Source organism: Enterobacter chengduensis (assembly GCF_001984825.2).
GTDB lineage: Bacteria > Pseudomonadota > Gammaproteobacteria > Enterobacterales > Enterobacteriaceae > Enterobacter > Enterobacter chengduensis.
The window spans coordinates 89,160-111,594 of record NZ_CP043318.1; the positions used below are offsets into that span (position 1 = coordinate 89,160).

General features: G+C 53.0%; 18 protein-coding genes. 5 read left to right on the forward strand and 13 right to left on the reverse strand.

Annotated elements, in window-relative coordinates:
- Positions 1-26: 26 nt before the first annotated feature.
- Positions 27-1,418, forward strand: coding sequence for a glycoside-pentoside-hexuronide family transporter (locus FY206_RS00440; RefSeq protein WP_063957943.1), 1,392 nt, complete (start codon positions 27-29; stop codon positions 1,416-1,418).
- 12 nt (positions 1,419-1,430) lie between these two features.
- Complete coding sequence (gene yicI, locus FY206_RS00445; protein ID WP_077064261.1) at positions 1,431-3,749, forward strand: alpha-xylosidase; 2,319 nt, start codon at positions 1,431-1,433, stop codon at positions 3,747-3,749.
- Between the two features lie 123 nt (positions 3,750-3,872).
- On the opposite strand, the gene FY206_RS00450 is transcribed toward yicI, so the two are convergent.
- On the reverse strand, positions 3,873-5,567 hold the full coding sequence (locus FY206_RS00450; protein WP_077064260.1) for an AsmA family protein: 1,695 nt from the start codon (positions 5,565-5,567) through the stop codon (positions 3,873-3,875).
- A 119-nt stretch (positions 5,568-5,686) separates the two neighbouring features.
- The gene (gene xanP / locus FY206_RS00455; protein ID WP_014881972.1) at positions 5,687-7,078 is read right to left on the reverse strand and encodes a xanthine/proton symporter XanP; all 1,392 of its coding nucleotides are present in this window, start codon (positions 7,076-7,078) and stop codon (positions 5,687-5,689) included.
- Positions 7,079-7,303: 225 nt separating this feature from the next.
- Here xanP and gltS point away from each other — a divergent pair, with 225 nt between their 5' ends.
- Positions 7,304-8,506 carry a sodium/glutamate symporter gene (gene gltS, locus FY206_RS00460; RefSeq protein WP_032644390.1) on the forward strand — a complete coding sequence of 401 codons (1,203 nt, stop codon included), beginning with the start codon at positions 7,304-7,306 and terminating at the stop codon, positions 8,504-8,506.
- Between the two features lies 1 nt (position 8,507).
- Here the strand turns inward: gltS and recG are convergent, their stop codons facing one another.
- Genes recG through gmk form a run of 5 tightly spaced genes read right to left on the reverse strand, consistent with a single transcriptional unit; the run spans position 8,508 to position 14,374 of the window.
- The gene (gene recG, locus FY206_RS00465; RefSeq protein WP_032644391.1) at positions 8,508-10,589 is read right to left on the reverse strand and encodes an ATP-dependent DNA helicase RecG; all 2,082 of its coding nucleotides are present in this window, start codon (positions 10,587-10,589) and stop codon (positions 8,508-8,510) included.
- Positions 10,590-10,592: 3 nt separating this feature from the next.
- On the reverse strand, positions 10,593-11,282 hold the full coding sequence (gene trmH / locus FY206_RS00470) for a tRNA (guanosine(18)-2'-O)-methyltransferase TrmH (protein ID WP_032644392.1): 690 nt from the start codon (positions 11,280-11,282) through the stop codon (positions 10,593-10,595).
- A gap of 4 nt (positions 11,283-11,286) precedes the next feature.
- Positions 11,287-13,401, reverse strand: a complete 2,115-nt coding sequence (gene spoT, locus FY206_RS00475) for a bifunctional GTP diphosphokinase/guanosine-3',5'-bis pyrophosphate 3'-pyrophosphohydrolase (RefSeq protein ID WP_032644393.1) — start codon at positions 13,399-13,401, stop codon at positions 11,287-11,289.
- A 19-nt stretch (positions 13,402-13,420) separates the two neighbouring features.
- Positions 13,421-13,696: a DNA-directed RNA polymerase subunit omega gene (gene rpoZ / locus FY206_RS00480; RefSeq protein ID WP_000135058.1), complete on the reverse strand. Its 276-nt coding sequence runs from the start codon at positions 13,694-13,696 to the stop codon at positions 13,421-13,423.
- A gap of 54 nt (positions 13,697-13,750) precedes the next feature.
- Positions 13,751-14,374 (reverse strand): guanylate kinase, encoded by a 624-nt coding sequence (gene gmk, locus FY206_RS00485; protein WP_032644394.1) that lies wholly within the window; start codon positions 14,372-14,374, stop codon positions 13,751-13,753.
- A 251-nt stretch (positions 14,375-14,625) separates the two neighbouring features.
- Here gmk and ligB point away from each other — a divergent pair, with 251 nt between their 5' ends.
- The gene (gene ligB, locus FY206_RS00490; protein WP_032644395.1) at positions 14,626-16,302 is read left to right on the forward strand and encodes an NAD-dependent DNA ligase LigB; all 1,677 of its coding nucleotides are present in this window, start codon (positions 14,626-14,628) and stop codon (positions 16,300-16,302) included.
- On the opposite strand, the gene FY206_RS00495 is transcribed toward ligB, so the two are convergent.
- The 3 genes from FY206_RS00495 to FY206_RS00505 all read right to left on the reverse strand — a co-directional run bounded on the left by FY206_RS00495 (position 16,299) and on the right by FY206_RS00505 (position 18,931).
- Positions 16,299-16,916, reverse strand: coding sequence for a trimeric intracellular cation channel family protein (locus FY206_RS00495; RefSeq protein WP_032644396.1), 618 nt, complete (start codon positions 16,914-16,916; stop codon positions 16,299-16,301). The two genes, ligB and FY206_RS00495, sit on opposite strands and share 4 nt — an antisense overlap.
- A gap of 321 nt (positions 16,917-17,237) precedes the next feature.
- On the reverse strand, positions 17,238-17,876 hold the full coding sequence (locus FY206_RS00500; protein WP_032644397.1) for a hypothetical protein: 639 nt from the start codon (positions 17,874-17,876) through the stop codon (positions 17,238-17,240).
- A gap of 11 nt (positions 17,877-17,887) precedes the next feature.
- Positions 17,888-18,931, reverse strand: coding sequence for a M48 family metalloprotease (locus FY206_RS00505; RefSeq protein ID WP_032644398.1), 1,044 nt, complete (start codon positions 18,929-18,931; stop codon positions 17,888-17,890).
- Positions 18,932-19,048: 117 nt separating this feature from the next.
- Between FY206_RS00505 and FY206_RS00510 the strand changes: the two genes are divergently transcribed.
- A complete protein-coding gene (locus FY206_RS00510) occupies positions 19,049-19,615 on the forward strand; it encodes a sce7726 family protein (protein ID WP_032644399.1) in 567 nt (188 codons plus the stop codon).
- A gap of 1 nt (position 19,616) precedes the next feature.
- Here FY206_RS00510 and FY206_RS00515 read toward each other — a convergent pair whose 3' ends face one another.
- The 3 genes from FY206_RS00515 to FY206_RS00525 all read right to left on the reverse strand — a co-directional run bounded on the left by FY206_RS00515 (position 19,617) and on the right by FY206_RS00525 (position 22,264).
- Complete coding sequence (locus FY206_RS00515; RefSeq protein WP_072001251.1) at positions 19,617-20,666, reverse strand: beta family protein; 1,050 nt, start codon at positions 20,664-20,666, stop codon at positions 19,617-19,619.
- A gap of 270 nt (positions 20,667-20,936) precedes the next feature.
- Complete coding sequence (locus FY206_RS00520) at positions 20,937-21,962, reverse strand: hypothetical protein (protein WP_045890249.1); 1,026 nt, start codon at positions 21,960-21,962, stop codon at positions 20,937-20,939.
- A 101-nt stretch (positions 21,963-22,063) separates the two neighbouring features.
- Positions 22,064-22,264 (reverse strand): helix-turn-helix transcriptional regulator, encoded by a 201-nt coding sequence (locus tag FY206_RS00525; protein WP_072001252.1) that lies wholly within the window; start codon positions 22,262-22,264, stop codon positions 22,064-22,066.
- Between the last annotated feature and the right edge of the window lie 171 nt (positions 22,265-22,435).

Consider the following 22,435-nt stretch of genomic DNA (forward strand, 5'->3'; position numbering starts at 1 on the left):
CCTACCGCGTGAAGGATGAATAAAATATGAGCGAAGTACTATCAGTAAAAGAGAAGATTGGCTACGGCATGGGAGACGCCGCCAGCCACATCATTTTTGATAACGTCATGTTGTATATGATGTTTTTCTACACCGATATTTTCGGTATTCCCGCCGGGTTTGTCGGCACCATGTTCCTGCTGGCCCGTGCGCTGGATGCAATCTCAGACCCGTGCATGGGGCTGATTGCCGACCGCACCCGCAGCCGCTGGGGCAAGTTCCGCCCGTGGATTTTGTTCGGCGCCATCCCGTTCGGCATCGTCTGCGTGCTGGCCTACACCACGCCGGACCTCAGCCTCAACGGCAAAATGGTTTACGCCGCTATTACCTACACCCTGCTGACCCTGCTCTACACCGTGGTCAACATCCCGTACTGCGCATTGGGCGGGGTGATCACCAACGACCCGACGCAGCGTATCTCCCTGCAATCCTGGCGCTTCGTGCTGGCGACGGCGGGCGGCATGCTTTCCACGGTGCTGATGATGCCGCTGGTGAACCTGATTGGCGGCGACGATAAGGCGTTCGGCTTCCAGGGCGGCATCGCCGTCCTGTCGGTGGTCGCGTTCCTGATGCTGGCGTTCTGCTTCTTTACCACCAAAGAGCGCATCCAGGTGCCGCCGAGCACCACTTCGATGCGGGAAGATCTACGCGACATCTGGCACAACGACCAGTGGCGCATCGTTGGCGTACTCACCATCCTCAACATCCTCGCCGTCTGCGTGCGCGGTGGCGCAATGATGTACTACTGCACCTGGATCATGGGCTCGCCGGAGGTGTTCGTCGCGTTCCTCACCACCTATTGCGTCGGCAACCTGATCGGCTCCGCGCTGGCGAAACCGCTCACCGACTGGAAGTGTAAGGTCAGCATCTTCTGGTGGACCAACGCCGCGCTGGCGGTGGTGAGCGTGGCGATGTTCTTCGTGCCGATGCACGCCACGGTGCTGATGTTCGCCTTTATCTTCGTTATCGGCGTGCTGCACCAGCTGGTGACGCCGATCCAGTGGGTAATGATGTCCGATACCGTCGACTACGGCGAATGGACCAACGGCAAGCGCCTGACCGGGATCAGCTTTGCGGGCACGCTGTTCGTGCTGAAGCTTGGCCTGGCGCTGGGCGGGGCGATGATCGGCTGGATGCTGGCTGGCGGCGGCTACGACGCGGCAGCCAAAACCCAGAACAGCGCGACCATCAGCATCATTATCGGCCTGTTTACCCTGGCCCCGGCGGTCTGCTACGTGCTTAGCGCCATTATCGCCAAACGCTACTACACGCTGAAAACCCCTTTCCTGACCAAAATCCTGGGCGAGCTGGCGCAGGGCGCGCGCCGCAATCAGCAGGAGTTTGAAAACCTGCCGGTCAGCAAAGAATTACAGAACTAAGAGGACGAAAGCATGAAAATCAGTGATGGAAACTGGCTTATTCAACCGGGCCTGAACGTAACCTATCCGGTTCAGGTGTTTGACGTGGAGCAGCAGGGAAATGACCTGGTGGTGTTTGTTGCCCCGCGCGACGTGCGCGAGCGCACCTGGCAGCTCGACACGCTCATGTTCACGGTGCGCCTGTTTGCCCCGCAGGAGGGGATTGTCGGGGTGCGCATCGAGCACTTCCAGGGCGCGCTGAATAACGGCCCGCACTATCCGCTGAACGTGCAGAAAGACGTGAAGGTCGAGATTGAAAACAACGCCGAATTTGCCGAGCTGAAAAGCGGCAGCGTCAGCGTGCGCGTCACCAAAGGCGAGTTCTGGGCGCTGGACTTCCTGCGCAACGGCCAGCGCATTACCGGCAGCCAGCTGAAAAACAACGGCTACGTGCAGGATACCAACACCGACCGCAACTATGTGTTTGAACGTCTTGACCTCGGCGTGGGCGAAACGGTCTACGGCCTGGGCGAGCGTTTCACCGCCCTGGTGCGCAACGGCCAGACGGTCGAAACGTGGAACCGCGACGGCGGCACCAGCACCGAGCAGTCTTACAAAAACATCCCGTTCTACCTGACCAACCGCGGCTACGGCGTGCTGGTCAACCATCCGGAAAACGTCTCGTTCGAAGTGGGGTCCGAGAAAGTCTCCAAAGTGCAGTTCAGCGTCGAGGGGGAGTACCTGGAGTACTTCGTGATCGACGGCCCGACGCCGAAAGAGGTGCTCAACCGCTATACGCGGTTTACCGGACGTCCGGCGCTGCCGCCCGCGTGGTCGTTCGGCCTGTGGCTCACCACCTCGTTCACCACCAACTACGATGAAGCGACGGTTAACAGCTTTATCGACGGCATGGCCGAGCGCGATCTGCCGCTGCACGTCTTCCACTTCGACTGCTTCTGGATGAAGGCCTTCCAGTGGTGTGATTTTGAGTGGGACCCGGTGACCTTCCCGGATCCGGAAGGAATGATCCGCCGCCTGAAGGAGAAAGGGCTGAAGGTCTGCGTGTGGATTAACCCGTACATCGGCCAGAAGTCGCCGGTATTCCAGGAGCTGAAAGAGAAGGGCTACCTGCTCAAGCGCCCGGACGGCTCTCTGTGGCAGTGGGACAAGTGGCAGCCGGGGCTGGCAATTTATGACTTCACAAACCCGGAAGCGTGCCGGTGGTATGCCGACAAGCTGAAAGGCCTGGTGGACATGGGCGTCGACTGCTTTAAGACCGACTTTGGCGAGCGCATCCCGACGGACGTGCAGTGGTTTGACGGATCCGATCCGCAGAAGATGCACAACCACTACGCCTACATCTATAACGAGCTGGTGTGGAACGTGCTGAAAGAGACGGTGGGCGAAGAAGAGGCGGTGCTGTTTGCCCGCTCGGCGTCCGTGGGCGCGCAGCAGTTCCCGGTGCACTGGGGCGGCGACTGCTACGCCAACTACGAGTCGATGGCCGAAAGCCTGCGCGGCGGGCTGTCGATTGGCCTCTCCGGATTCGGATTCTGGAGCCACGATATCGGTGGATTCGAAAACACCGCCCCGGCGCACGTTTACAAGCGCTGGTGCGCGTTCGGGCTTTTATCCAGCCATAGCCGCCTGCACGGCAGTAAATCCTACCGCGTGCCGTGGGCGTACGATGACGAGTCCTGCGACGTGGTGCGCCACTTTACGCAGCTGAAGTGCCGGATGATGCCGTATCTGTACCGTCAGGCGGCGCTGGCGCGCGAGTGCGGTACGCCGATGCTGCGGGCGATGATGCTGGAGTTCCCGGACGATCCGGCGTGCGATTATCTCGACCGCCAGTACATGCTGGGGGATGCGGTGATGGTCGCGCCGGTGTTCTCCGAGGCGGGCGACGTGCAGTTCTGGCTGCCGGAAGGCCGCTGGACGCACCTGTGGCATAACGACGAAATCCAGGGCAGCCGCTGGCATAAGCAACAGCATGATTTCCGGAGCCTGCCGGTCTATGTGCGCGATAACACCCTGCTTGCGCTGGGCAATAACAGCCAGAAACCAGACTATGCTTGGAACGAGGGCACGGCCTTCCAGCTGTTTAAACTTGAGGATGGCGCAACGGCGGTGAGCGAGGTGCCTGCGGCGGACGGTTCAGTGGCGTTTACGCTGAAGGCGTCGCGTCAGGGCGACGTTGTGACCCTGACCGGCGCGGGCGAGGCGCGAAACTGGTCGGTGTGCTTGCGCAACGTGCAGAAGGTGAGCGGCGTGAAAGGCGGTTCACACGCGGGCAGCGAGTGGGGCGTGGTGGTGAAAGCGGAGGGGAATGAGGTGGTGGTTCACTTCTGAGCTTGAAAAATGCCCGGTGGCGCTTCGCTTACCGGGCCTACGGTAATTAGTCGGTCTGTCTTCTACGGGGAGAGGGAACCAAAACCTCGTAGGCCGGGTAAGGCGAAGCCGCCACCCGGCTTTTTACTGTGCCGGCGCCATCGCCGACACCACCCCGCCCGTCATGGTCTGCTCTACCTGCTGTTTATCCATATTCACCGCGCTCAGCTTGCCGTTTACCGTCGGCTTCAGCGGTGCATTCGCCTGCATGCTGCCGCTGGCGGTGAGCTGAATATTGCCATCGCCCGTCACCGGTAGCGATGGCCAGCCCCACTGCTGCAGCACGTTGAGCGGCACGCCGCGCCCGTTCAGGCTTACGGTGGTTTGCCGCTGCGGCAGCTGCGAAACCGTCGCCGTCGCTTCCAGAATGCCTTTTTCGGTAAACGCGCTCAGGTCAGTAATATTCACCGTGGCAGCGTTGGCATTCAGCGCCAGCGACGGACGGCGCACGTCCACGCGGTTGAAGGTTGCCGCCGCGCCGTTCAGGGTTGCGCTGCCGCCCCACACGCCCCACTGGCGATCTTTCGCCAGCTGCAGGTTAGCGCCGTAGCCGTCCAGGGAGGTGATCTGCCACGGGAAGGCGGGATCGATGTCGATGACCAAGTTGCGGCTCAGGCCAAATTTTTGCAGCGTAACGCTGTTCAGCCATTCCGGCAGCGGCTCCATCCACAGCGTTTTCCAGTTCTGCGGCAGGGTGTACTCCAGACCGGCGATGGCGACATCGTCCAGCACCAGCGCTTTACCGTCGCGCAGCCAGTTACCGGAGGTGCGCACCATGCCGCCCTCCCAGCGGGAGGTGAACTGGCGCAGCGCCATACCCTGCGGGGAAAACTCCGCGTTCAGGATCGGGTCAAACAGATGCAGCGAGCCGTAGATAAACTCGCTGGCGTTCATGGACAGGCGACCCTCCTGGCTCTGCCAGTCGCCTTTGCTCAGCGTCAGGTTGCGCAGGCTTAAATCAAGATCGGTCACCGCCCAGTCCGGCCCCTGCAGCCGGGCGTCGGTCACGTCCAGACGGCCTATTTGCAGTGAAGGAAGGGTGGCCAGCGGCGCAAAGAAGTCTCTCAGGGTTTTATCGCTCTGCAGGCGAATCTCGTTCAGGCGCATCGTGTCGATAATCCAGCTTCCGTCGGCGTTGCGCAGGGCGGAGCCGGTGAGTGAGCCGCGAGCCATATCGGCACCGATGGTGTTAAGCACCACTTCCTTGCCGTTCAGCTGGCCCTCGATCAGCACGTTGGTGGCCGGTACGCCGTTGAGGGTCAGCGAGCCTGCGCTCATCTGAATCTGCGCGCTTTTCCCCAGTACGTTGCCTGCTTCCGGCTGCCATGGGCTGACGCCGCCCGTCACCTTCTGCGCGCTCAGGTCCCATTCGGTATTCGGGCTGTTAAAGGCCATGTTGTTCAGCTGCAGGCGATCCGCCAGGAAAGGCAGCGGCGCGGTCTGTGGGGAGAGATTCAGCGTGCCGTCGAACAGGGTAATGGTGTCCATGTGCAGCGGGTCGGTTATCTGACGGCTGCTCAGGCCAATATCGACTTTTTTGGCTACCAGCGTGGCGGGTTTACCGTCCCGACCAAAGGTGACGTTTTCCAGAATGATGTGGGAAGGCGACGAAAAGCGGTGATTCATCTTGTCGAAACTGAGTTCGTAGTCGGTATTCACCGTTACCCAGCTGCTGACCTGAGACGCGCCCCAGCGGGTCTGGAGCAGAATGTAGAACGCCAGCAACACAATGAGCAGGGCTACCAGAAGATAGACGAGCAGCTTTCCAATAAATTTCATGGTCTTCCATCCCGCAAAACGCACATAAGGGAGTTATGCACGATTTATGCGCAATCCTCAAGGCGGGAATGGTGTAATTAGATGTCACGGCAGGCATTGACTGCCTGCCGTGAAGGGGATCAGTTCTTTTCAGGCGGGAAAACGAGGTTCAGCACGATAGCGGTAATACCGCCTGCGGCAATGCCGGAAGAGAGCAGGTTTTTCACCCAGTCCGGCGCAAACTGCAGGATCAGCGGCTGCTGGGAAACGCCCAGCCCCACGGCCAGCGACAGCGCGATAATCATGATCGCGCGGCGGTTCAGCGGCTCGCGGGAAACGATACGCACGCCGGAGGCCGCGATAGTCCCGAACATGACCAGGGTTGCGCCGCCTAACACCGGCTCAGGGATGTGCTGAACAAAGCCGCTCACCGCCGGGAAGAGGCCGAGGACGATCAGCATCAGCGCCACCACAAAACCGACGTAGCGGCTGGCGACGCCGGTCAGCTGGATCACGCCGTTGTTCTGGCCGAAGCAGGAGTTCGGGAAGGTATTGAATACCGCAGAAACAAACGAGTTCAGGCCGTTCGCCAGCACGCCGCCTTTCAGGCGCTTCATGTACAGCGGGCCGGAAACGGGCTGCTCGGAGACGTCCGAGGTGGCGGTGATATCGCCGATGGTTTCGAGAGAGGTGATCATAAAGACCAGCATCAGCGGCAGGAGCAGGCCCCAGTCAATGCCCAGACCGTAGTACAGCGGCGTGGGGACGGTAATAAGCGCGCTGTTGGTCGGCGCGGTGTTCTCCGGCAGCATGCCCAGCGCCCACGCCAGCAGGTAGCCCGCCGCCATGGCGATCACCAGCGAGGCCACGCGCAGGTAAGGGTTACGCTGGCGGTTAAGCAGAATAATGATCGCCAGCACCACGCCCGCCAGCAGCAGGTTTTTCGGCGCGCCGAAGGTGTGGTCGCTCATGGCGGCATAGCCGCCGCCGATGGAGGTGAGGCCCACCTGGATCAGCGACAGGCCGATAATCATCACCACCACGCCGGAAACCAGCGGGGTGATGACGCGGCGCGCCAGATGCAGGACGCGGGAGATGACCATCTCCGTGCAGCTGGCCAGCATCAGCGTGCCGAACAGCGCCGCCATCATGGTTGGGACATCCGCACCGCCGGTTTTCAGCGCCGTACCGCCCATGATCAGCGGTGCCACGAAGTTAAAGCTGGTCCCCTGAATCGACAATAATCCCGACCCCACCGGACCCCACGCTTTAATTTGAATAATCGAGGCCACGCCGGAGGCGAAGAGGGACATGCTGATGATGTGCTGCGTGTCCTGCGCCGGTAAGCCGAGCGCCTGGCAGATCAGCAGCGCCGGGGTGATCACCGCGACAAACATCGCCAGAAGGTGCTGGCAGGCGGCGAAAAGCGTCTGCGGCAGCGGCGGGCGATCCTCAAGGCGGTAGATCAGTTCGCTATTTTGCTTCTGCGCAATCGGTTGCGCATCTGGCGACTCTATGGTGTTAACGGACATCGGCGGCAATCCCACGGTGGAAAAGCGGGCATTTTATCTGACCACCTGGTAAAAGCAAACGATTGCCAGCAAAAAAAGGGAAGAAAATCTGCCGCTGTGAGCAGGTTTTCTACAACGCCTCGGAAAAAAAAATTACACTTTTTCGCGCCGGGGCTCATGAAGAGCACAAACCGGCCCAGGATAACGCCGCGTGTGTATGGAACACGCGCAAAACAGGAGCCTTCTATGATTCATCTCGATACGTTGTCGACCCTTGTTGCCGCAACGCTGGTCTTACTGCTTGGCCGTAAGCTGGTACACAGCGTTTCCCTTCTTAAGAAATACACTATTCCTGAACCTGTCGCCGGCGGCCTGCTGGTGGCGCTGGCCCTGCTTATACTGAAAAAAAGCATGGGCTGGGAAATCGATTTTGATATGTCCCTGAAAGATCCGCTCATGCTGGCCTTCTTTGCCACCATCGGCCTGAACGCCAACCTGGCGAGCCTGCGTGCGGGCGGTAAGGTACTCGGGGTATTCCTGATTGTGGTGGTGGGGCTGCTGCTGATGCAAAACGCGATTGGCATCGGCATGGCAACGCTGCTGGGGCTGGATCCGCTGATGGGTCTGCTGGCGGGGTCAATTACCCTTTCGGGTGGTCACGGTACCGGCGCGGCGTGGAGCAAGCTGTTTATTGAGCGTTACGGCTTTGAAAACGCAACGGAAGTGGCGATGGCGTGCGCCACCTTTGGCCTGGTGCTGGGCGGCCTGATTGGCGGCCCGGTGGCCCGTTATCTGGTCAAACACTCCACCACGCCGGACGGCAGGCCGGACGATGAGCTGGTGCCGACCGCGTTTGAAAAGCCGGACGTCGGGCGCAGCATTACCTCCCTGGTATTGATTGAAACCATTGCGATGATCGCCATTTGCCTGACCGTGGGTAAAGTGGTTGCGCAATGGCTGGCAGGGTCCGCGTTTGAGCTACCGACCTTTGTCTGCGTGCTGTTTATCGGGGTCATTCTAAGCAACGGTCTGGCGCTGATGGGCTTCTACCGCGTGTTTGAGCGAGCGGTGTCGGTGCTCGGCAACGTCTGTCTGTCGCTGTTCCTGGCGATGGCGCTGATGAGCCTCAAACTATGGGAGCTGGCCTCGCTGGCGCTGCCGATGGTGGCGATTCTGGCGGTGCAGACCCTGTTTATGGCGCTGTACGCCATGTTCGTAACCTGGCGCATGATGGGCAAAAACTATGATGCGGCGGTGCTGGCGGCGGGTCACTGCGGGTTTGGCCTGGGGGCAACGCCAACGGCTATTGCCAACATGCAGGCGATCACCGAACGGTTCGGGCCGTCGCACATGGCGTTCCTGGTGGTGCCGATGGTCGGAGCGTTCTTTATTGATATCGTCAACGCGCTGGTGATCAAGCTTTACCTGATGCTGCCGATGTTCGCCTGAATCAGGCGTTGGAGTAGCGCTCGGTTTCCGGCATCCAGCGCTCAATTAACGCTGCCGCCTGTTCGGGGTAGCGTTCATGAATATGGCGGGCAAGGCGCTGAACTTCCGGGATCATGGCCTGATCGCGCAGCAAATCCGCCACTTTGAATTCGGCATTCCCCGTCTGACGCGTGCCCAGCAGTTCCCCCGGGCCGCGGATCTCCAGGTCTTTTTGCGCAATCACAAAACCGTCGTTGCTGTCGCGCAGCACCTGCAAACGCATCTGGGCGGTTTTTGAGAGCGGCGCTTTGTAGAGCAGCACGCAGTGGGACGCTACCGCACCGCGGCCAACGCGCCCGCGCAGCTGGTGGAGCTGGGCAAGGCCGAGACGCTCCGGGTTCTCGATGATCATCAGGCTGGAGTTGGGGACGTCCACGCCCACTTCAATCACCGTCGTCGCGACCAGCAAATGCAGTTCCCCCTGCTTAAACGACTGCATCACCGCCTGTTTTTCAGCAGGCTTCATGCGGCCGTGCACCAGGCCCACGTTCAGCTCCGGCAGCGCCAGCTTAAGCTCTTCCCACGTGGCTTCGGCAGCCTGCGCTTCCAGCAGTTCAGATTCCTCGATCAGCGTACAAACCCAGTAGGCCTGGCGCCCTTCGTGGGTGCAGGCGTTGCGCACGCGGTCGATGATATCGCTGCGGCGCGTGTCAGGAATGGCGACCGTGGTGACCGGCGTACGGCCCGGGGGCAGTTCGTCGATGGTGGAAGTATCCAGATCGGCGTAGGCGGTCATCGCCAGGGTGCGCGGAATCGGCGTGGCGGTCATGATTAGCTGATGCGGATGGAAGCCCTGCTGCAGGCCTTTTTCCCACAGCGCCAGGCGCTGGTGCACGCCGAAGCGGTGCTGTTCGTCGATAATCACCAGCGCAAGGCCGTTAAACTGCACCTGCTCCTGGAAGATAGCGTGCGTGCCGACAATCATCTGCACCTGGCCGCTGGCGATGGCCTCCTGCTGCGCAAGACGCGCTTTGCCTTTTTGCTTCCCGGCAAGCCAGCCCACTTCAATCCCGAGCGGCGCGAACCAGGCGCGGAAATTGTTGGCGTGCTGTTCAGCCAGCAGCTCGGTCGGCGCCATGAGCGCGACCTGTTTACCGTGGGCAATTGCGCGCAGGGCGGCCAGCGCGGCAACCAGCGTTTTACCGGACCCCACGTCGCCCTGCACCAGGCGCATCATCGGCACGTCGAGCGCCATATCGCGTTCGATCTCGGCCGTCACGCGCGCCTGCGCGCCGGTTGGCTTAAACGGCAGCGAGGCCAGCAGCTTATCCTTGAGCGCATCATTCTGGCTTAACGGCTGCGCGTGGAAACGCTGCGCGCCCGCGCGTAGCGCCAGCATGCTCAGGTTATGGGCCAGTAATTCCTCAAGGATAAGACGCCGTTGGGCGGGGTGTTTGCCACTTTCTAAGTCGCTGAGCTGCAGCGTTGGCGGCGGGCGGTGCAGGGTGCGCAGCGCCTCGGGCAGGCTCATCATGCCCTGCGCCAGCTCGGATGGCAGAAGTTCGGTAATGGCGCAGGTATCAAGCAGCTCCAGCGCCTGATCGGTGAGCTTGCGCAGCGTTGCCTGCTTGATGCCTTCCGTCGTCGGGTAAACCGGGGTGAGCGTCTCCTGCAGCTCCGGCGTGCTGAGATCGCCCTGCACGCGGTATTCCGGGTGGATCATCTCTGCGCCGTATTTCCCGCGTTTGGCTTCGCCATAGGCCAGTACCCTGCGGCCCGTCGCCAGGCTATTTTTCATCGCCGCGCTGAAGTTGAAAAAACGCATGGTGAGAATGCCGGTGCCGTCACTGATCTGGCAGGTCATCATCCGGCGTCCGCCGAAGGTGATGCTGCAGTTCAGGACTTCACCTTCAACGGTGGCGTAAATAGCGGGAAGGAGATCGCCAATCTTATAGAGCTGGGTGCGGTCTTCGTAGCGCAGGGGGAGGTGAAGCAGAAGATCCTGCACCGTGTGCAGGCCAATTTTTGCCAGCTTGTTGCTTTGCGCCGCGCCCACGCCCGTCAGGCTGTTCAGTGGGATCGCATCCAGCAGGCGGCCTTTCATCGCTTACCCGGCGTACTGCATGGTGGCCCACCACTCGGCATCGGCTTCAATTTCGCCCTGCGCGTTGACGTGGGGGTAAGGCAATTTTTTCTGCTTCGCAACGCGAGCCAGCACCGGATAGCCGCCTTCGAACAGCAGGCGCTGCTGTTCCTCTTCCGGCAGCATGCTGTTGCTGCGCTCGTACATGCCGGCGTTCTGACGCTGGCGCTGCGCTTCATACAGAATGAGCGCGGAAGCCACGGAGACGTTGAGAGACTGGACCATGCCGATCATTGGAATGATGATGTCCCGATCCGCCAGATCCAGCGCTTCCTGAGTGATCCCGGTTTTCTCCTGGCCCATCAAAATGCAGGTCGGGCGGGTGTAGTCGATCTCGCGGAAATCTACGGCTTTAGCGGAAAGGTTGGTCGCGAGGATCTGCATCCCGCGTCCTTTCAGCTGCGATACGGCTTCGCCAATGGTGTGATGATGTTTGACAGACACCCAGCTGTTGCTGCCTGCCGCCGCTGAGACCGTATTGCGCATACGGCCATCCGGCCAGACGGCGTGCACTTCATGCACGCCGACGGCATCTGCGGTACGGACGATAGCAGAGACGTTATGCGGTTTATGAACCTGTTCCATGCAGACCGTCAGGTCAGGCTGACGCCTGGCGAGCATTTCGCATATCCGCGCGTAGCGTTGTAAATTCATACCGCTAGTTTCGGTTACGGGTGACTTTAATCACATCCGGCATGACGCGGATCTTGCGCATAATGTTCGCCAGATGCACGCGGTCGCGGGCGGTCAGACGAATAAAGGCGCTGTACACGCGGCCATCTTTTTCTTCCGTATTCAGGCTCTGAATGTTGGACGAGGCCGTGTTGATCGCTGCCGTCAGGTTCGCCAGAGCACCCTGGTGGTTGAACATATCCACCTTAATTTCGGTGATAAATTCCTGCGCCGTCTCTTTATCCCACTCGACCGCCATAAACTTCTCGGCTTCTTTCTGATAGCCGCGAATGTTACGACAGGATTCGTGGTGGATAACCAGCCCTTTGCCAGGGCTGACGTGCGCAATAATCGGGTCGCCTGGGATTGGACGGCAACATTTTGCGAAGGTGATCAGCACCCCGTCCGCGCCTTTGATCGGCAGATGCGCATGGCCAGATGCGCCTGGAGCAGAAGGTATCGCTTCGCCCTGCTGCAGGTTTTTCGCTACCACGACGCTCATGGCGTTACCCAGGCCAATTTCCGCCAGCAGATCGTCCAGCGACGTGAGTTTCATGCGGTCGAGTTCGCGCTGAATATGCTCAGGTGGAATCTCGGCCAGCTTGCGGCTGCCGCCCAACGCGTGGTTGAGCAGACGACGCCCCAGGCTGACGGAATCATCACGCTTGAGGTTTTTCAGCAGCTGGCGAATTTTGGCGCGCGCTTTGGAGCTCACGACAAAGTTCAGCCAGGCCGCGTTCGGACGTGCGCCCGGCGCGGTGATAATCTCTACCGTCTGGCCGCTGGAGAGCGGCTGAGACAGCGGATAAGGCTGTCTGTCGACGCGTGCGCCGACGCAGGCATGCCCGATATCGGTATGCACGGCGTAAGCGAAGTCGACCGGCGTTGCGCCCGCAGGCAGTTCGACAATGCGGCCTTCCGGGGTGAAAACGTAAATCTCATCCGGGAAGAGATCGGATTTCACGCTCTCGATAAATTCAAACGAGCTACCCGCACTCTGCTGAAGTTCCAGCAGGCTTTGCATCCAGCGCTGGGCGCGGATTTGTGCGGTTGTGCTGCTTTCGCCACCGTGCTCTTTATAGGCCCAGTGCGCGGCGACCCCCATTTCTGCCATCTGGTCCATGTCTTCGGTGCGAATTTGCACCTCAACAGGGACGCCGTGCGGACCGATCATCGAGGTATGCAAAGATTGATAGCCGTTCGCTTTTGGAATGGCGATGTAATCTTTCATGCGCCCCGGACGCGGTTTGTAGAGGCTGTGCATTTGCCCCAGCACGCGATAGCAGGTGTCCGAGTCGTGGACGATTACGCGGAAGGCGTAGATGTCCATGATCGAGTGAAAACGCTGCTCTTTGAGCACCATTTTGCAGTAGATGGAGTACAAATGTTTCTCGCGACCGCTGACGCGGCACGGAATCCCCGCTTCCTGTAAGCGCCCTTCAATTTCCGAGAGGATCTTTTGAATCATCTCTTTACGGTTACCGCGTGCGGCTTTCACCACCTCTTTAATCACGCGATAGCGGTTCGGGTACAACGCTTCAAAACCCAGCTCTTCCAGCTCGGTTTTAATGTGGTGAATACCTAAACGGTGCGCCAGCGGACTGTAAATTTCGAGGGTTTCACGGGCAATGCGGCGACGTTTATCCGGGCGAAGCGAGCCCAGCGTGCGCATGTTGTGGGTACGGTCAGCGAGTTTGATGAGAATGACGCGGATATCCTGCACCATCGCCATAATCATCTTGCGGAAGTTTTCGGCTTGCGCCTCTTTCTTGTCGCGGAAATTCAGCTTATCAAGCTTAGAGACCCCTTCCACCAGTTCGGCAACGCTTTTGCCAAACAGCTGTTCCATGTCCTGGTAAGTGGCAGGGGTGTCTTCGATCACGTCGTGCAGCAGGGCGGCCATCAGCGTTTCGTAGTCGAGTTTCATCTCGGCCAGAATACAGGCCACCGCTACCGGGTGCGTGATATAGGGTTCACCGCTTGAACGTGTCTGGCCCTCGTGAGCGTCACGTGCAACGAGATACGCCTGCTGAAGACGCTTAATCTGGTCTTCAGGCAGGTAGGTTTGAATCAGTTGATTCAGGCTTTCAAACAGATACAAGGGCGACCCGCAGGTTTAATTAACGACGACCTTCAGCAATAGCGGTAACGGCCTGCAGTTCTGCGGCTTCCTGCTCTTGCTGCTCCTGGCGCTCACGTACGTCGAGGATCTGGTTGTTGATCAGACCTTCTTCGATTTCGCGAAGTGCAATAACGGTGGTTTTATCGTTTTCTTCCGGTACCAGCGGATCTTTACCGCCTACCTGCATCTGACGAGCGCGACGCGCGGCGACCAGCACCAGGTCAAAACGGTTACCAATTTTCTCTACAGCGTCCTGAACAGTTACGCGTGCCATACTTAAAATGCTCCACAGGTGAAGAAATGACTGGGCATGATACTGAAAGTGGGTTCAGTCTGCCAACAGTTTGGTGATTAATGCGTCATGTCGCTGCTTCTGGCGGCTCATACGCAGGCGTTCTGCTCGAAGGATGGTTTTGAGATCGCTCAGCGCGGCATCAAAATCATCATTCACAATAAGGTAATCATATTCCGCGTAATGGCTCATTTCTGCAACTGCCTGTTCCATACGCTTTGCGATCACGTCTTCGCTGTCCTGGCCGCGGCCACGCAGGCGGCGATCCAGCTCATCTTTCGATGGCGGTAAAATAAAGATACTGCGCGAGTCAGGCATTTTCTTGCGAATTTGCTGTGCACCCTGCCAGTCGATATCCAGGAACACATTCACGCCCGTGGCCAGAACCTGCTCAATGGTTTCACGCGAGGTACCGTAGTAGTTACCGAATACTTCAGCGTGTTCAAGAAACGCGTCTCTGCCGATCATCGCTCTGAATTCGTCGTGATCCACAAAGAAATAGTGTTCGCCGTGCACTTCACCCGGACGCGGCGCTCGCGTGGTGTGAGAAACAGAAACCTGTGTGTCGTACAGCGGTTGGGTTTTTAACAGTGCCTGAATAAGGCTGGATTTACCCGCGCCACTAGGGGCAGAAACAATATAAAGCGTGCCTTGAGCCATGAGAGTCTTTTGTATGTGTTAACGAAGAAGTCCTACATACGGGCTTATTATACACGTCACCGCCGTGTGACGTAGCCTTTGTCACACTTTTTCCCCTCGATTATTGAATTTTGCGTGCCGTTTTCAGGTTTTATCCGTGGTTTTCAGCAATCAAAAGAAATACCGGATAGCGTCTCGCATTGTGAAGCGTTGCCGTTAGCCTTGCTTCAGGCATCCGGGTATACCTTCTGCAATGCAAAGGAGGGGTGGCGATGTGGCAATGGATTAGCGGGTTAGTAATGCTGTGGTGTGGCTATAGCGCAGCGGTGTGTCCGGTGTGGTCACAGGCAAAAGCAGAGAAAGAGATGGCGTCGTTAAGTGCGCAAATCAAGCGCTGGGATGAGGCTTACTGGAAGCAGGGCGTGAGTGAGATCAACGATGAGGTCTACGACCAGCTTCACGGGCGGTTAACGCAGTGGCAGCGCTGCTTTGGCAGTGAGCCTTTAGAGGAGAAACTCCCCTCGCTGGCGGGAAGCGTAAAACATCCTGTTGCCCATACGGGCGTACATAAAGTGGCCAGCAAAGAGGAGTTGAGGCAGTGGATGGGTGCCCGACAGCACCTGTGGCTGCAGCCCAAAGTTGACGGAGTGGCGGTAACGCTGGTGTATCGTGACGGGAAGCTAGCTCAGGCCATCAGTCGCGGTGATGGCCTGAAAGGGGAAGACTGGACCGGAAAGGTGCGTTTAATCCCGTCTATTCCACAAACGCTCACCGGCGCGCTGGCGAACAGCGTCTTACAGGGCGAGCTTTTTTGGTTAAGCGACAACCACATTCAGCAACAGATGGGCGGAATGAACGCGCGCGCAAAGGTGGCGGGAGCGATGATGCGGCAAAAGGATGACGCGCTATTGAGCAAGATCAGCGTATTCATCTGGGCCTGGCCGGACGGACCGAAAGATATGCGAACTTCCTTAGCTGAACTGTCTCAGGCCGGTTTTACGCTCTCTGCACGGTATTCGCTTCCCGCCGAATCTGTAGATGTCGTTGAGAAACAGCGCGAGACCTGGCACGTGACCGCATTACCCTTTGCCACGGATGGCATTGTGGTGCGTTCGGAGGATGAACCTGCGGGCGAAGGCTGGTTACCGGGAGAAGGTCACTGGGTTGTTGCGTGGAAATATTCTCCTGCAGCCAAGGTTGCTGAGGTGAGCGGCATTCATTTTTCCGTGGGGCGAACGGGTAAAATTTCCGTTGTAGCAGCGCTGGAACCGGTGCAACTGGATGATAAACAGGTGCAGCGGGTGAGTCTGGGCTCGGTTGAGCGCTGGCAGAGGCTGGATATTGCCCCGGGGGATCAAATACAGATCAGCCTCGCCGGTCAGGGTATTCCCCGGTTTGATAAGGTGCTCTGGCGCGGGACTGACAGGCATAAGCCGGAGCCGCCGGCCACGCGTTATCATGCGCTTAGCTGTTTCTATGCTTCACCGGAATGTATGGAGCAGTTCTTTGCCCGGCTGACGTGGCTCAGCTCAAAGCAGGTATTCGATATCGAAGGATTAGGCGAGTCAGGGTGGCGAACCCTCTGGCAGGCGCATCATTTTGACCATCTCTTTTCATGGCTGTTATTAACTCAGGAACAGCTGCAGGCTACGCCGGGTTTTTCCTCTGCGCGCGGGCTCGCGCTCTGGCATCGATTTAATCTGGTGCGCGAGAAGCCGTTTACCCGCTGGCTTATGGCTTTGGGTGTTCCATTGACCCAGGCTTCGCTGAAGGCGATGGGAGACGTATCGTGGCAGACGATGATCGGACGTAACGTAAAGGACTGGCAGACCCTGCCGGGAACGGGCGAGGAGAAAGCGCGACAAATCGTTAACTGGATGCACGCACCTCAGATTGATGTGCTGGCGAAATGGCTCGCTGCACAGCACATCAACGGGTTCGGAAGCTAGTGTGCGCTGTGTTTGTAATGAAAAACGGGCAGCCCGAGCTTCAGACGCAGCGCCAGCATGCGGGCCGTAAAGCCAAACAATAGCGTGGAGATAACCACTACATCGTGGTTAGAAACGTAATGCTGCAGGGCGATATAGAGCACCGCTGCGGCGAAGGAGATCCCGGCATACAGCTCTTTTTGAAAGACCAGGGGAATGCGTTTGCAGAGCATATCGCGCAGTACGCCGCCGAACACCCCCGTGACCACCGCAGCAATGGTGGCGATAACCGGCCCTTCACCCATATCGAGCGCGATTTGCGCGCCGATGATAGAAAAGACGATCAGCCCCAGCGCATCCAGCACCAGGAAAAGGCGGCGCAGGTGGGGCATAACGGGGGCAACGATGGTAGTAAGTACGGCAGCCGTCGCCACGATAATCACGTACTCGGGGTGTTTAACCCAGCCGAGCGGGTAATGGCCAAGCAGGATATCGCGTACGGAACCGCCGCCCAGCGCGGTCGCGGTAGCAATAATGATGACGCCGAAGGTGTCCATACGGCGACGTCCGGCAGCAAGTGCGCCGGTCATGGCTTCTGCGGTGATGCCAATAAGATAAAGAATGTGAAGCAGCATAGACCCTCCGGTGTGAACGCGTGGAGGTTAGCGATTTGTGCGCAAGATCACGATTGAGATTTTCTAAGGCGAGTCGGTTTGCCTTATAAATTTTTATCACATTTTACTGTGTATGCTTGATGAAATAGGGCAGGGCGGAAAAGTGATAGCAGGGAAGGATTAGAAATAGTAATGGGTGGTGCGGCCGACACCACCCGAAAGGCATCACGTGGATCTGAACATAGAGTTAAGTCATAACATATTGTTATTATGTTGTTTTTATTTTCATAGCGAAAATTATGTTCACACTTAAGTACATGGAATTCCTGGGCTAATCTTCAGCTAAGGACTAATTTTAGGGAAGCAATAGTGGTGATTGGTTGCTCTTTTAAGTTCATTTATATTGCTGATCAACCCTTCAATAACAGATTCTTTACTGTTTTTAACACTGCGACCAAATATTATACTAAGTCCGGTATCGACATCATTTCTGCAACGAATTTTATTTGAGATTACATCAAAAGGATGGGAGTGAAGCATAGTTAGTATGGCTTCCTCAAGAGTTAGTACCCGTAACCATATGTCAAAACTCGAAATACTTATGAGGGATGATAAGGCCTTTATAGCTCGTTTATCACCAGTAATGAGTTTTTTATTAATGTCTAAAATAATAGCTGTGAAAAGAGTCGCCTCACCAGAGTCAATATCAGGAGCATTTAAAGTAGTTAGGACTTTATTGGTGAAGTCAGAGCTAGATATATTTATTTCGCGGCATTCCATAATCATTTTTCTAGCCGAATTATATGCTTCCTCACTACCCAATAATTTTATGGATTTCACAGAATCATTGATTTTTAGCTGAAACCTAAGCTGCGGAAGGATAAAAAAGTTACTCAGAGGCATCTCAGTGGATTTTGAAAGCTCATCTAAGATACCATATTGGCATATCTTCCTTGCAACATCACTGTCAAGTATGAACACAAAGCCCCCTCTTAGTTCGTGGCATAACCTTGTGCGGAAATGAGGAAGTCCCTATTTTCATCACTTATCTTACTTAAATCAGAGTTTGAGAAAAAATATTGTTCCATTAAATCAAGGGCTTTGTCTTGATTTGGAAGGAAGTTCATTGCGAGGCCTGCCTTAGGCCAATCATCATAGAGTTTCGCGTATGAAGTAATTAGATGCCCAGCATCAATTTTGAGTGTTTGTGATTTTATAATAGCTGTTGCAGCAAGCTCAGTGGAATTTATGTTTGCATCAAATTCTGACAAGGGATTGATTATGCCTCCTCTAATTAATTTTAATGCGAAAGAATCAGCTTCTTTTTCATCTTGATCTCTCTTAATGAGAGGGATGTCTTGAATGGTTTCATTTACTTCATTGATACTTTCATCAACTAATATTCCATTTTTAGAAATATGTCCACAAGCAATGTGGCCAATTTCATGAGCGAGAACAAATAATTGACGTGATATTTGTTTATTTTTAAAACCTAAAACAATGATAGGTCTGCTATCGACACATAATGCCATTCCGGTCATTCTTTTAGTCGACCGTGGCAAATCATCTAAGAAAAGAACTGGTATACCAGATTCCCAACAGAAACCTAAGAGCAACTCAAAATCGATGATCCCATTGTTACTTTTTTTTAAAATTTTATTACGTAATTGAATTGGGTCTGGATCAAGACGAATGTAATCCTTTTTTATACAGAACAAAGCATGATTGGAAAGCGCTTTTCCAATGTTTGCCGAAATATTTAACTCGCTAGCTTTTGTGTTTTTGGAGTGTTTAAATCTGAATAACTCGTTATTTTCTTCAATCATAAGTTCGCCATCTTCTGCAAAGAAGACGGTTATACCGAGTTTTTGGTTAAGAATTAAAGCGAATTGAAAAGCCCCAGCGCTTGTTTTAATAAGGCTATTATCCCACCACTCAGGTAATAATCGCTGTATGAATGACTTAGGATACCCTGCATCTTTTAATTTTGCATAAATTGTTTTTGCTGTTAATGATGGGGAATTATTTTTCTCCATGTTACACCCCTAAGATCAGACAAATATCTTTTTTAATATTACCATAAGTTGACTAAAATGGCAATGATGGTTATAATGAAAAGTTGTTTTCAGGCTGAGTTTTAGAGAGCATTGATTATGATCAGAGAAGCTGAAATAAAAAAAGCGTTATCAAATTATATCAAAGAAAAAAATAATTACACTGATAGTTGCATTGTTGAAGAGTTAAGGTTGAATGGTGGGGAAATTCGGGCAGATATAGTGGATTTGAATGAGATGCACTGCTATGAAATTAAAAGTGAGGGTGATTCGCTAAATAGATTAATCAGGCAAGGTACTCAATATGGGAAAACTTTTGATAAAGTTACTATTGTTGCTGCGCGCTGTCATCTGGAAAAAGTGATCGAAATTGTCCCTAGTTGGTGGGGGATTATTGTTATCAATGAGAAAGAAGAAAAATTTCTTAAAAGCTTTAGGCAAGCAAAAATCAATAAAAGAGTTCTATCTCCAGAAGATATAGCAACTTTATTCTCAAAGGAAGAAGCATTAAGCGTATTAGATAATTTCGACACATCAAAGGGATGGAAAAGCAAAAGTCTCTACAAAATCCAGTCGCACATTGCTGGCTTGCTTTCCCTCGATGAGCTAAAACACTCGGTGAAGGAAAGCCTACTTAAGAGATTAAATTCAGAATGTATTATTTAAATCAATACTGTTCTTTTACTACAAAGGCCATATGATGGCTCCATGCCTCCGTGAATTGGTAATGGCCGCATTTTTTATTTTTTAATGGAATATTAGTATTCGCTCTGTCATCGATCAAATCATCTCCATATGAATAGCCATGACCTTTAAAATCAGCTTTATGGATTGTCGTTAGTATTACGCTTAATGAAATAGAATCATTCGTTTTGTTACCCGCGGCACGAAGAACAAGCCAATCTTTATCTCGTGTATATTTTATAGCAACTCTTGAGCCTCTTCTTGTCAGTATCTTCTCAGTCCATGTTGGCGCAAGAATCCCATAATCGGCATAGCCAATTTTTGCATTAGCTGCAAGACTAGCTACCTTTTGCCATAATTCCCAATCATGGCGGATAAAATTACCAGAACCTGTTGCTATGCTCGCTATACTATCGGGAAATGCTCCTGAAAGTAACCTAACAGACATGAATCCAATCTTACTTATTGAGACTAATTTTTGGCTGAATACATTCAATGAATTTTGGTTTACATTAATTGGTGTCACACGCAGATCAATAATTAACTCTACATTGAACTGATGATCATGTGCAACCTTTAATATTTTTGTCAAATCAGTTATGTGATTTTCGCCAATCTCTAGCGAACTTAATCTTAATCTGAATGCAAGATTTCTACATTTTTTCAGTTGAATTAAATCTGCTTGATTTAATTTCGCGAACTCTTGAGGGCTTAGAGTAGGGGTAATTTGTTTGGAATTATGATAAGTGTTAACGAATACTAGTAACTCATTAAGGCGTGTTCTTACTAATAAACCATTATCTATTTTTGTTAACTTACCATCTGGATCTGAATAATCAACGTAGCATTTGTTACTCCATACAGATAAGAGTGAAGTTAAAATATCTGTATGTTGCTGTGAAGTTCTAATTTCTATACAAGGTGCGACACGAGGAATTATTGTGCTGTGTACATTCTCAAGCGCTTTTTTTTCCCACTTTTGCCATTTGATTACTGGCATGTAAGGAGGGTATTCGGAATACTTACTCTGCATAAGAAATCCTTCTTCAAAAGATAGAAAACCAATAGATTATCACGTAAATAGTTTCTTAGCGTTATGACTCATAGAGTAAACTGTAAAGCAAGGCGCGATTCTCAACGGTTCCATTAGTGCTGGGTCATGTTTAGTAGCACTCAGCATGTTCTATAGCGCTTTTCTGAGTGTTTTTCAATACATTATTGCTTTTTTTTAACGTCTATGAAGTAACGTATGATTTATAGTACGTTTTAAACTATTCCTTAGTGAAAAAGACCAGCTAAGCCGTTAACACAAACCATTCAAAAGATCGCCTAGATGCTGGTGGCATTTGCACCATTGACTCCATACAAGTGATTTATCGAACAAAGGGACTTCATATGCCTGTATTAATCTTTGATTACTCCTTGATATCCTAGACAATCTATCTTTTTGGAGAAATTGTTCTTGTGAAGCTATTATTAAAGATGGTGATGACAGATTAATAGAATATTCTTGGAGTTTAACAATCAATGATGGAGAATATGCAGTTAATCCGATAAAAGGATTTTTTATATTTGCAATGTCTTTAAGGAAAATTGTGTTATGATTCTTTTTATTAGGCTTGTCATTTGGCCTAATACGAGCTTCAATTCTTAAAAATGAATCAATATTTTTGTTTTTTATTTCAACATGGTTATCATTCACTTTGAAATTTTTCCCTACAAGATCCAACTTTTCATAGCATAAAAAATTAAGTTTAGATGTATGGCTACCTATCCTTAATCCAGGTAGTCCCTGTGGCTTTTCAAACTTTTTATGTGAGCTTGCATTTTTTAATCCCCATACATTATCTTTCAGTTTTTTGTTGTATATGTCTAATGCAATATCAAGTTGCGTTATCCATGATTTCTTTAATATCTTCAGGAAAATTTTCCCCGTATTTATATTTAACCAAGTAAGTAATTCATCAAACTGTCTATGGTTAAAATGTTGTGGCCTAAATTCTAACCTTATGAATCCTGTATTCTTTCTTAAAGGATGAAAATCGATGCGAAGAAGCATGTTTTTCTCTTTATTTTTCTCTCGAAAAATTAGAGATCTTGTATAGGGATGTTTTTTCTTGATGAAGACATGGTTTATGGTAAAAAAATTCTCCTTATCAGATTTAATATTCTGGATAGCATCAATGAAACTATTTTTATTTTTACGATTATTTAGATCACTAACAACCGTAAGTTTATCGATCCTCATTTTCATTACATCTCCATCCTTGCTTTTACCAATGTAAATGGACTTTCTATATTCGATATTGTTTTTGTTAATTAAGAGCATAATTAAACCTGGATATATTAAATACAAGTTAGGCATTAGAGTGTATATAAATGACTATTAGATAGTGTGTGTATAACTGGCTATTAGAGGAAACATATTATTCACATTGCAATGACAGAACATCTGGTGCGGCTTGCTATCCACTCCAAAACCTCTTCTTCTCGCCATGCAACTGCTCGTGCACCGGTTAGGCTGACTTGACGAGGAAATGCATTTGCTTCGATTAGTCGGTAGAGCGTTGCACGAGAAATTGCGCATAGTTCCAGAACAGTTTTCACCTTGATTAGACGTTGATTCGGCATCGTTTGAATCCACAAGAAAGCGCATCGGATTGATACCTCTACGATTTACAGTTTTGTAGATTGAAAGAGTGATAAACTTGTAACATATTGAATTACATGGTGTTTTATAGGGCTTCAAGGTGTTTGAAACTTTCGAAAGTTTCAAACGCCGAAAAGTTTCGGAATTTCTGG

Excerpts from the sequence above, each read along its gene's own strand:
- gmk (WP_032644394.1), bottom strand. The coding sequence starts at position 14,374 with ATGGCTCAAGGCACGCTTTATATTGTTTCTGCCCCTAGTGGCGCGGGT.
- yicI (WP_077064261.1), top strand. The coding sequence starts at position 1,431 with ATGAAAATCAGTGATGGAAACTGGCTTATTCAACCGGGCCTGAACGTA.
- FY206_RS00525 (WP_072001252.1), bottom strand. The coding sequence starts at position 22,264 with ATGCCGAATCAACGTCTAATCAAGGTGAAAACTGTTCTGGAACTATGC.
- FY206_RS00515 (WP_072001251.1), bottom strand. The coding sequence starts at position 20,666 with ATGCAGAGTAAGTATTCCGAATACCCTCCTTACATGCCAGTAATCAAA.
- trmH (WP_032644392.1), bottom strand. The coding sequence starts at position 11,282 with ATGAATTTACAACGCTACGCGCGGATATGCGAAATGCTCGCCAGGCGT.
- FY206_RS00510 (WP_032644399.1), top strand. The coding sequence starts at position 19,049 with ATGATCAGAGAAGCTGAAATAAAAAAAGCGTTATCAAATTATATCAAA.
- FY206_RS00520 (WP_045890249.1), bottom strand. The coding sequence starts at position 21,962 with ATGCTCTTAATTAACAAAAACAATATCGAATATAGAAAGTCCATTTAC.
- FY206_RS00505 (WP_032644398.1), bottom strand. The coding sequence starts at position 18,931 with ATGGAGAAAAATAATTCCCCATCATTAACAGCAAAAACAATTTATGCA.
- xanP (WP_014881972.1), bottom strand. The coding sequence starts at position 7,078 with ATGTCCGTTAACACCATAGAGTCGCCAGATGCGCAACCGATTGCGCAG.
- gltS (WP_032644390.1), top strand. The coding sequence starts at position 7,304 with ATGATTCATCTCGATACGTTGTCGACCCTTGTTGCCGCAACGCTGGTC.
- FY206_RS00495 (WP_032644396.1), bottom strand. The coding sequence starts at position 16,916 with ATGCTGCTTCACATTCTTTATCTTATTGGCATCACCGCAGAAGCCATG.
- FY206_RS00440 (WP_063957943.1), top strand. The coding sequence starts at position 27 with ATGAGCGAAGTACTATCAGTAAAAGAGAAGATTGGCTACGGCATGGGA.
- ligB (WP_032644395.1), top strand. The coding sequence starts at position 14,626 with ATGTGGCAATGGATTAGCGGGTTAGTAATGCTGTGGTGTGGCTATAGC.
- rpoZ (WP_000135058.1), bottom strand. The coding sequence starts at position 13,696 with ATGGCACGCGTAACTGTTCAGGACGCTGTAGAGAAAATTGGTAACCGT.
- recG (WP_032644391.1), bottom strand. The coding sequence starts at position 10,589 with ATGAAAGGCCGCCTGCTGGATGCGATCCCACTGAACAGCCTGACGGGC.
- FY206_RS00450 (WP_077064260.1), bottom strand. The coding sequence starts at position 5,567 with ATGAAATTTATTGGAAAGCTGCTCGTCTATCTTCTGGTAGCCCTGCTC.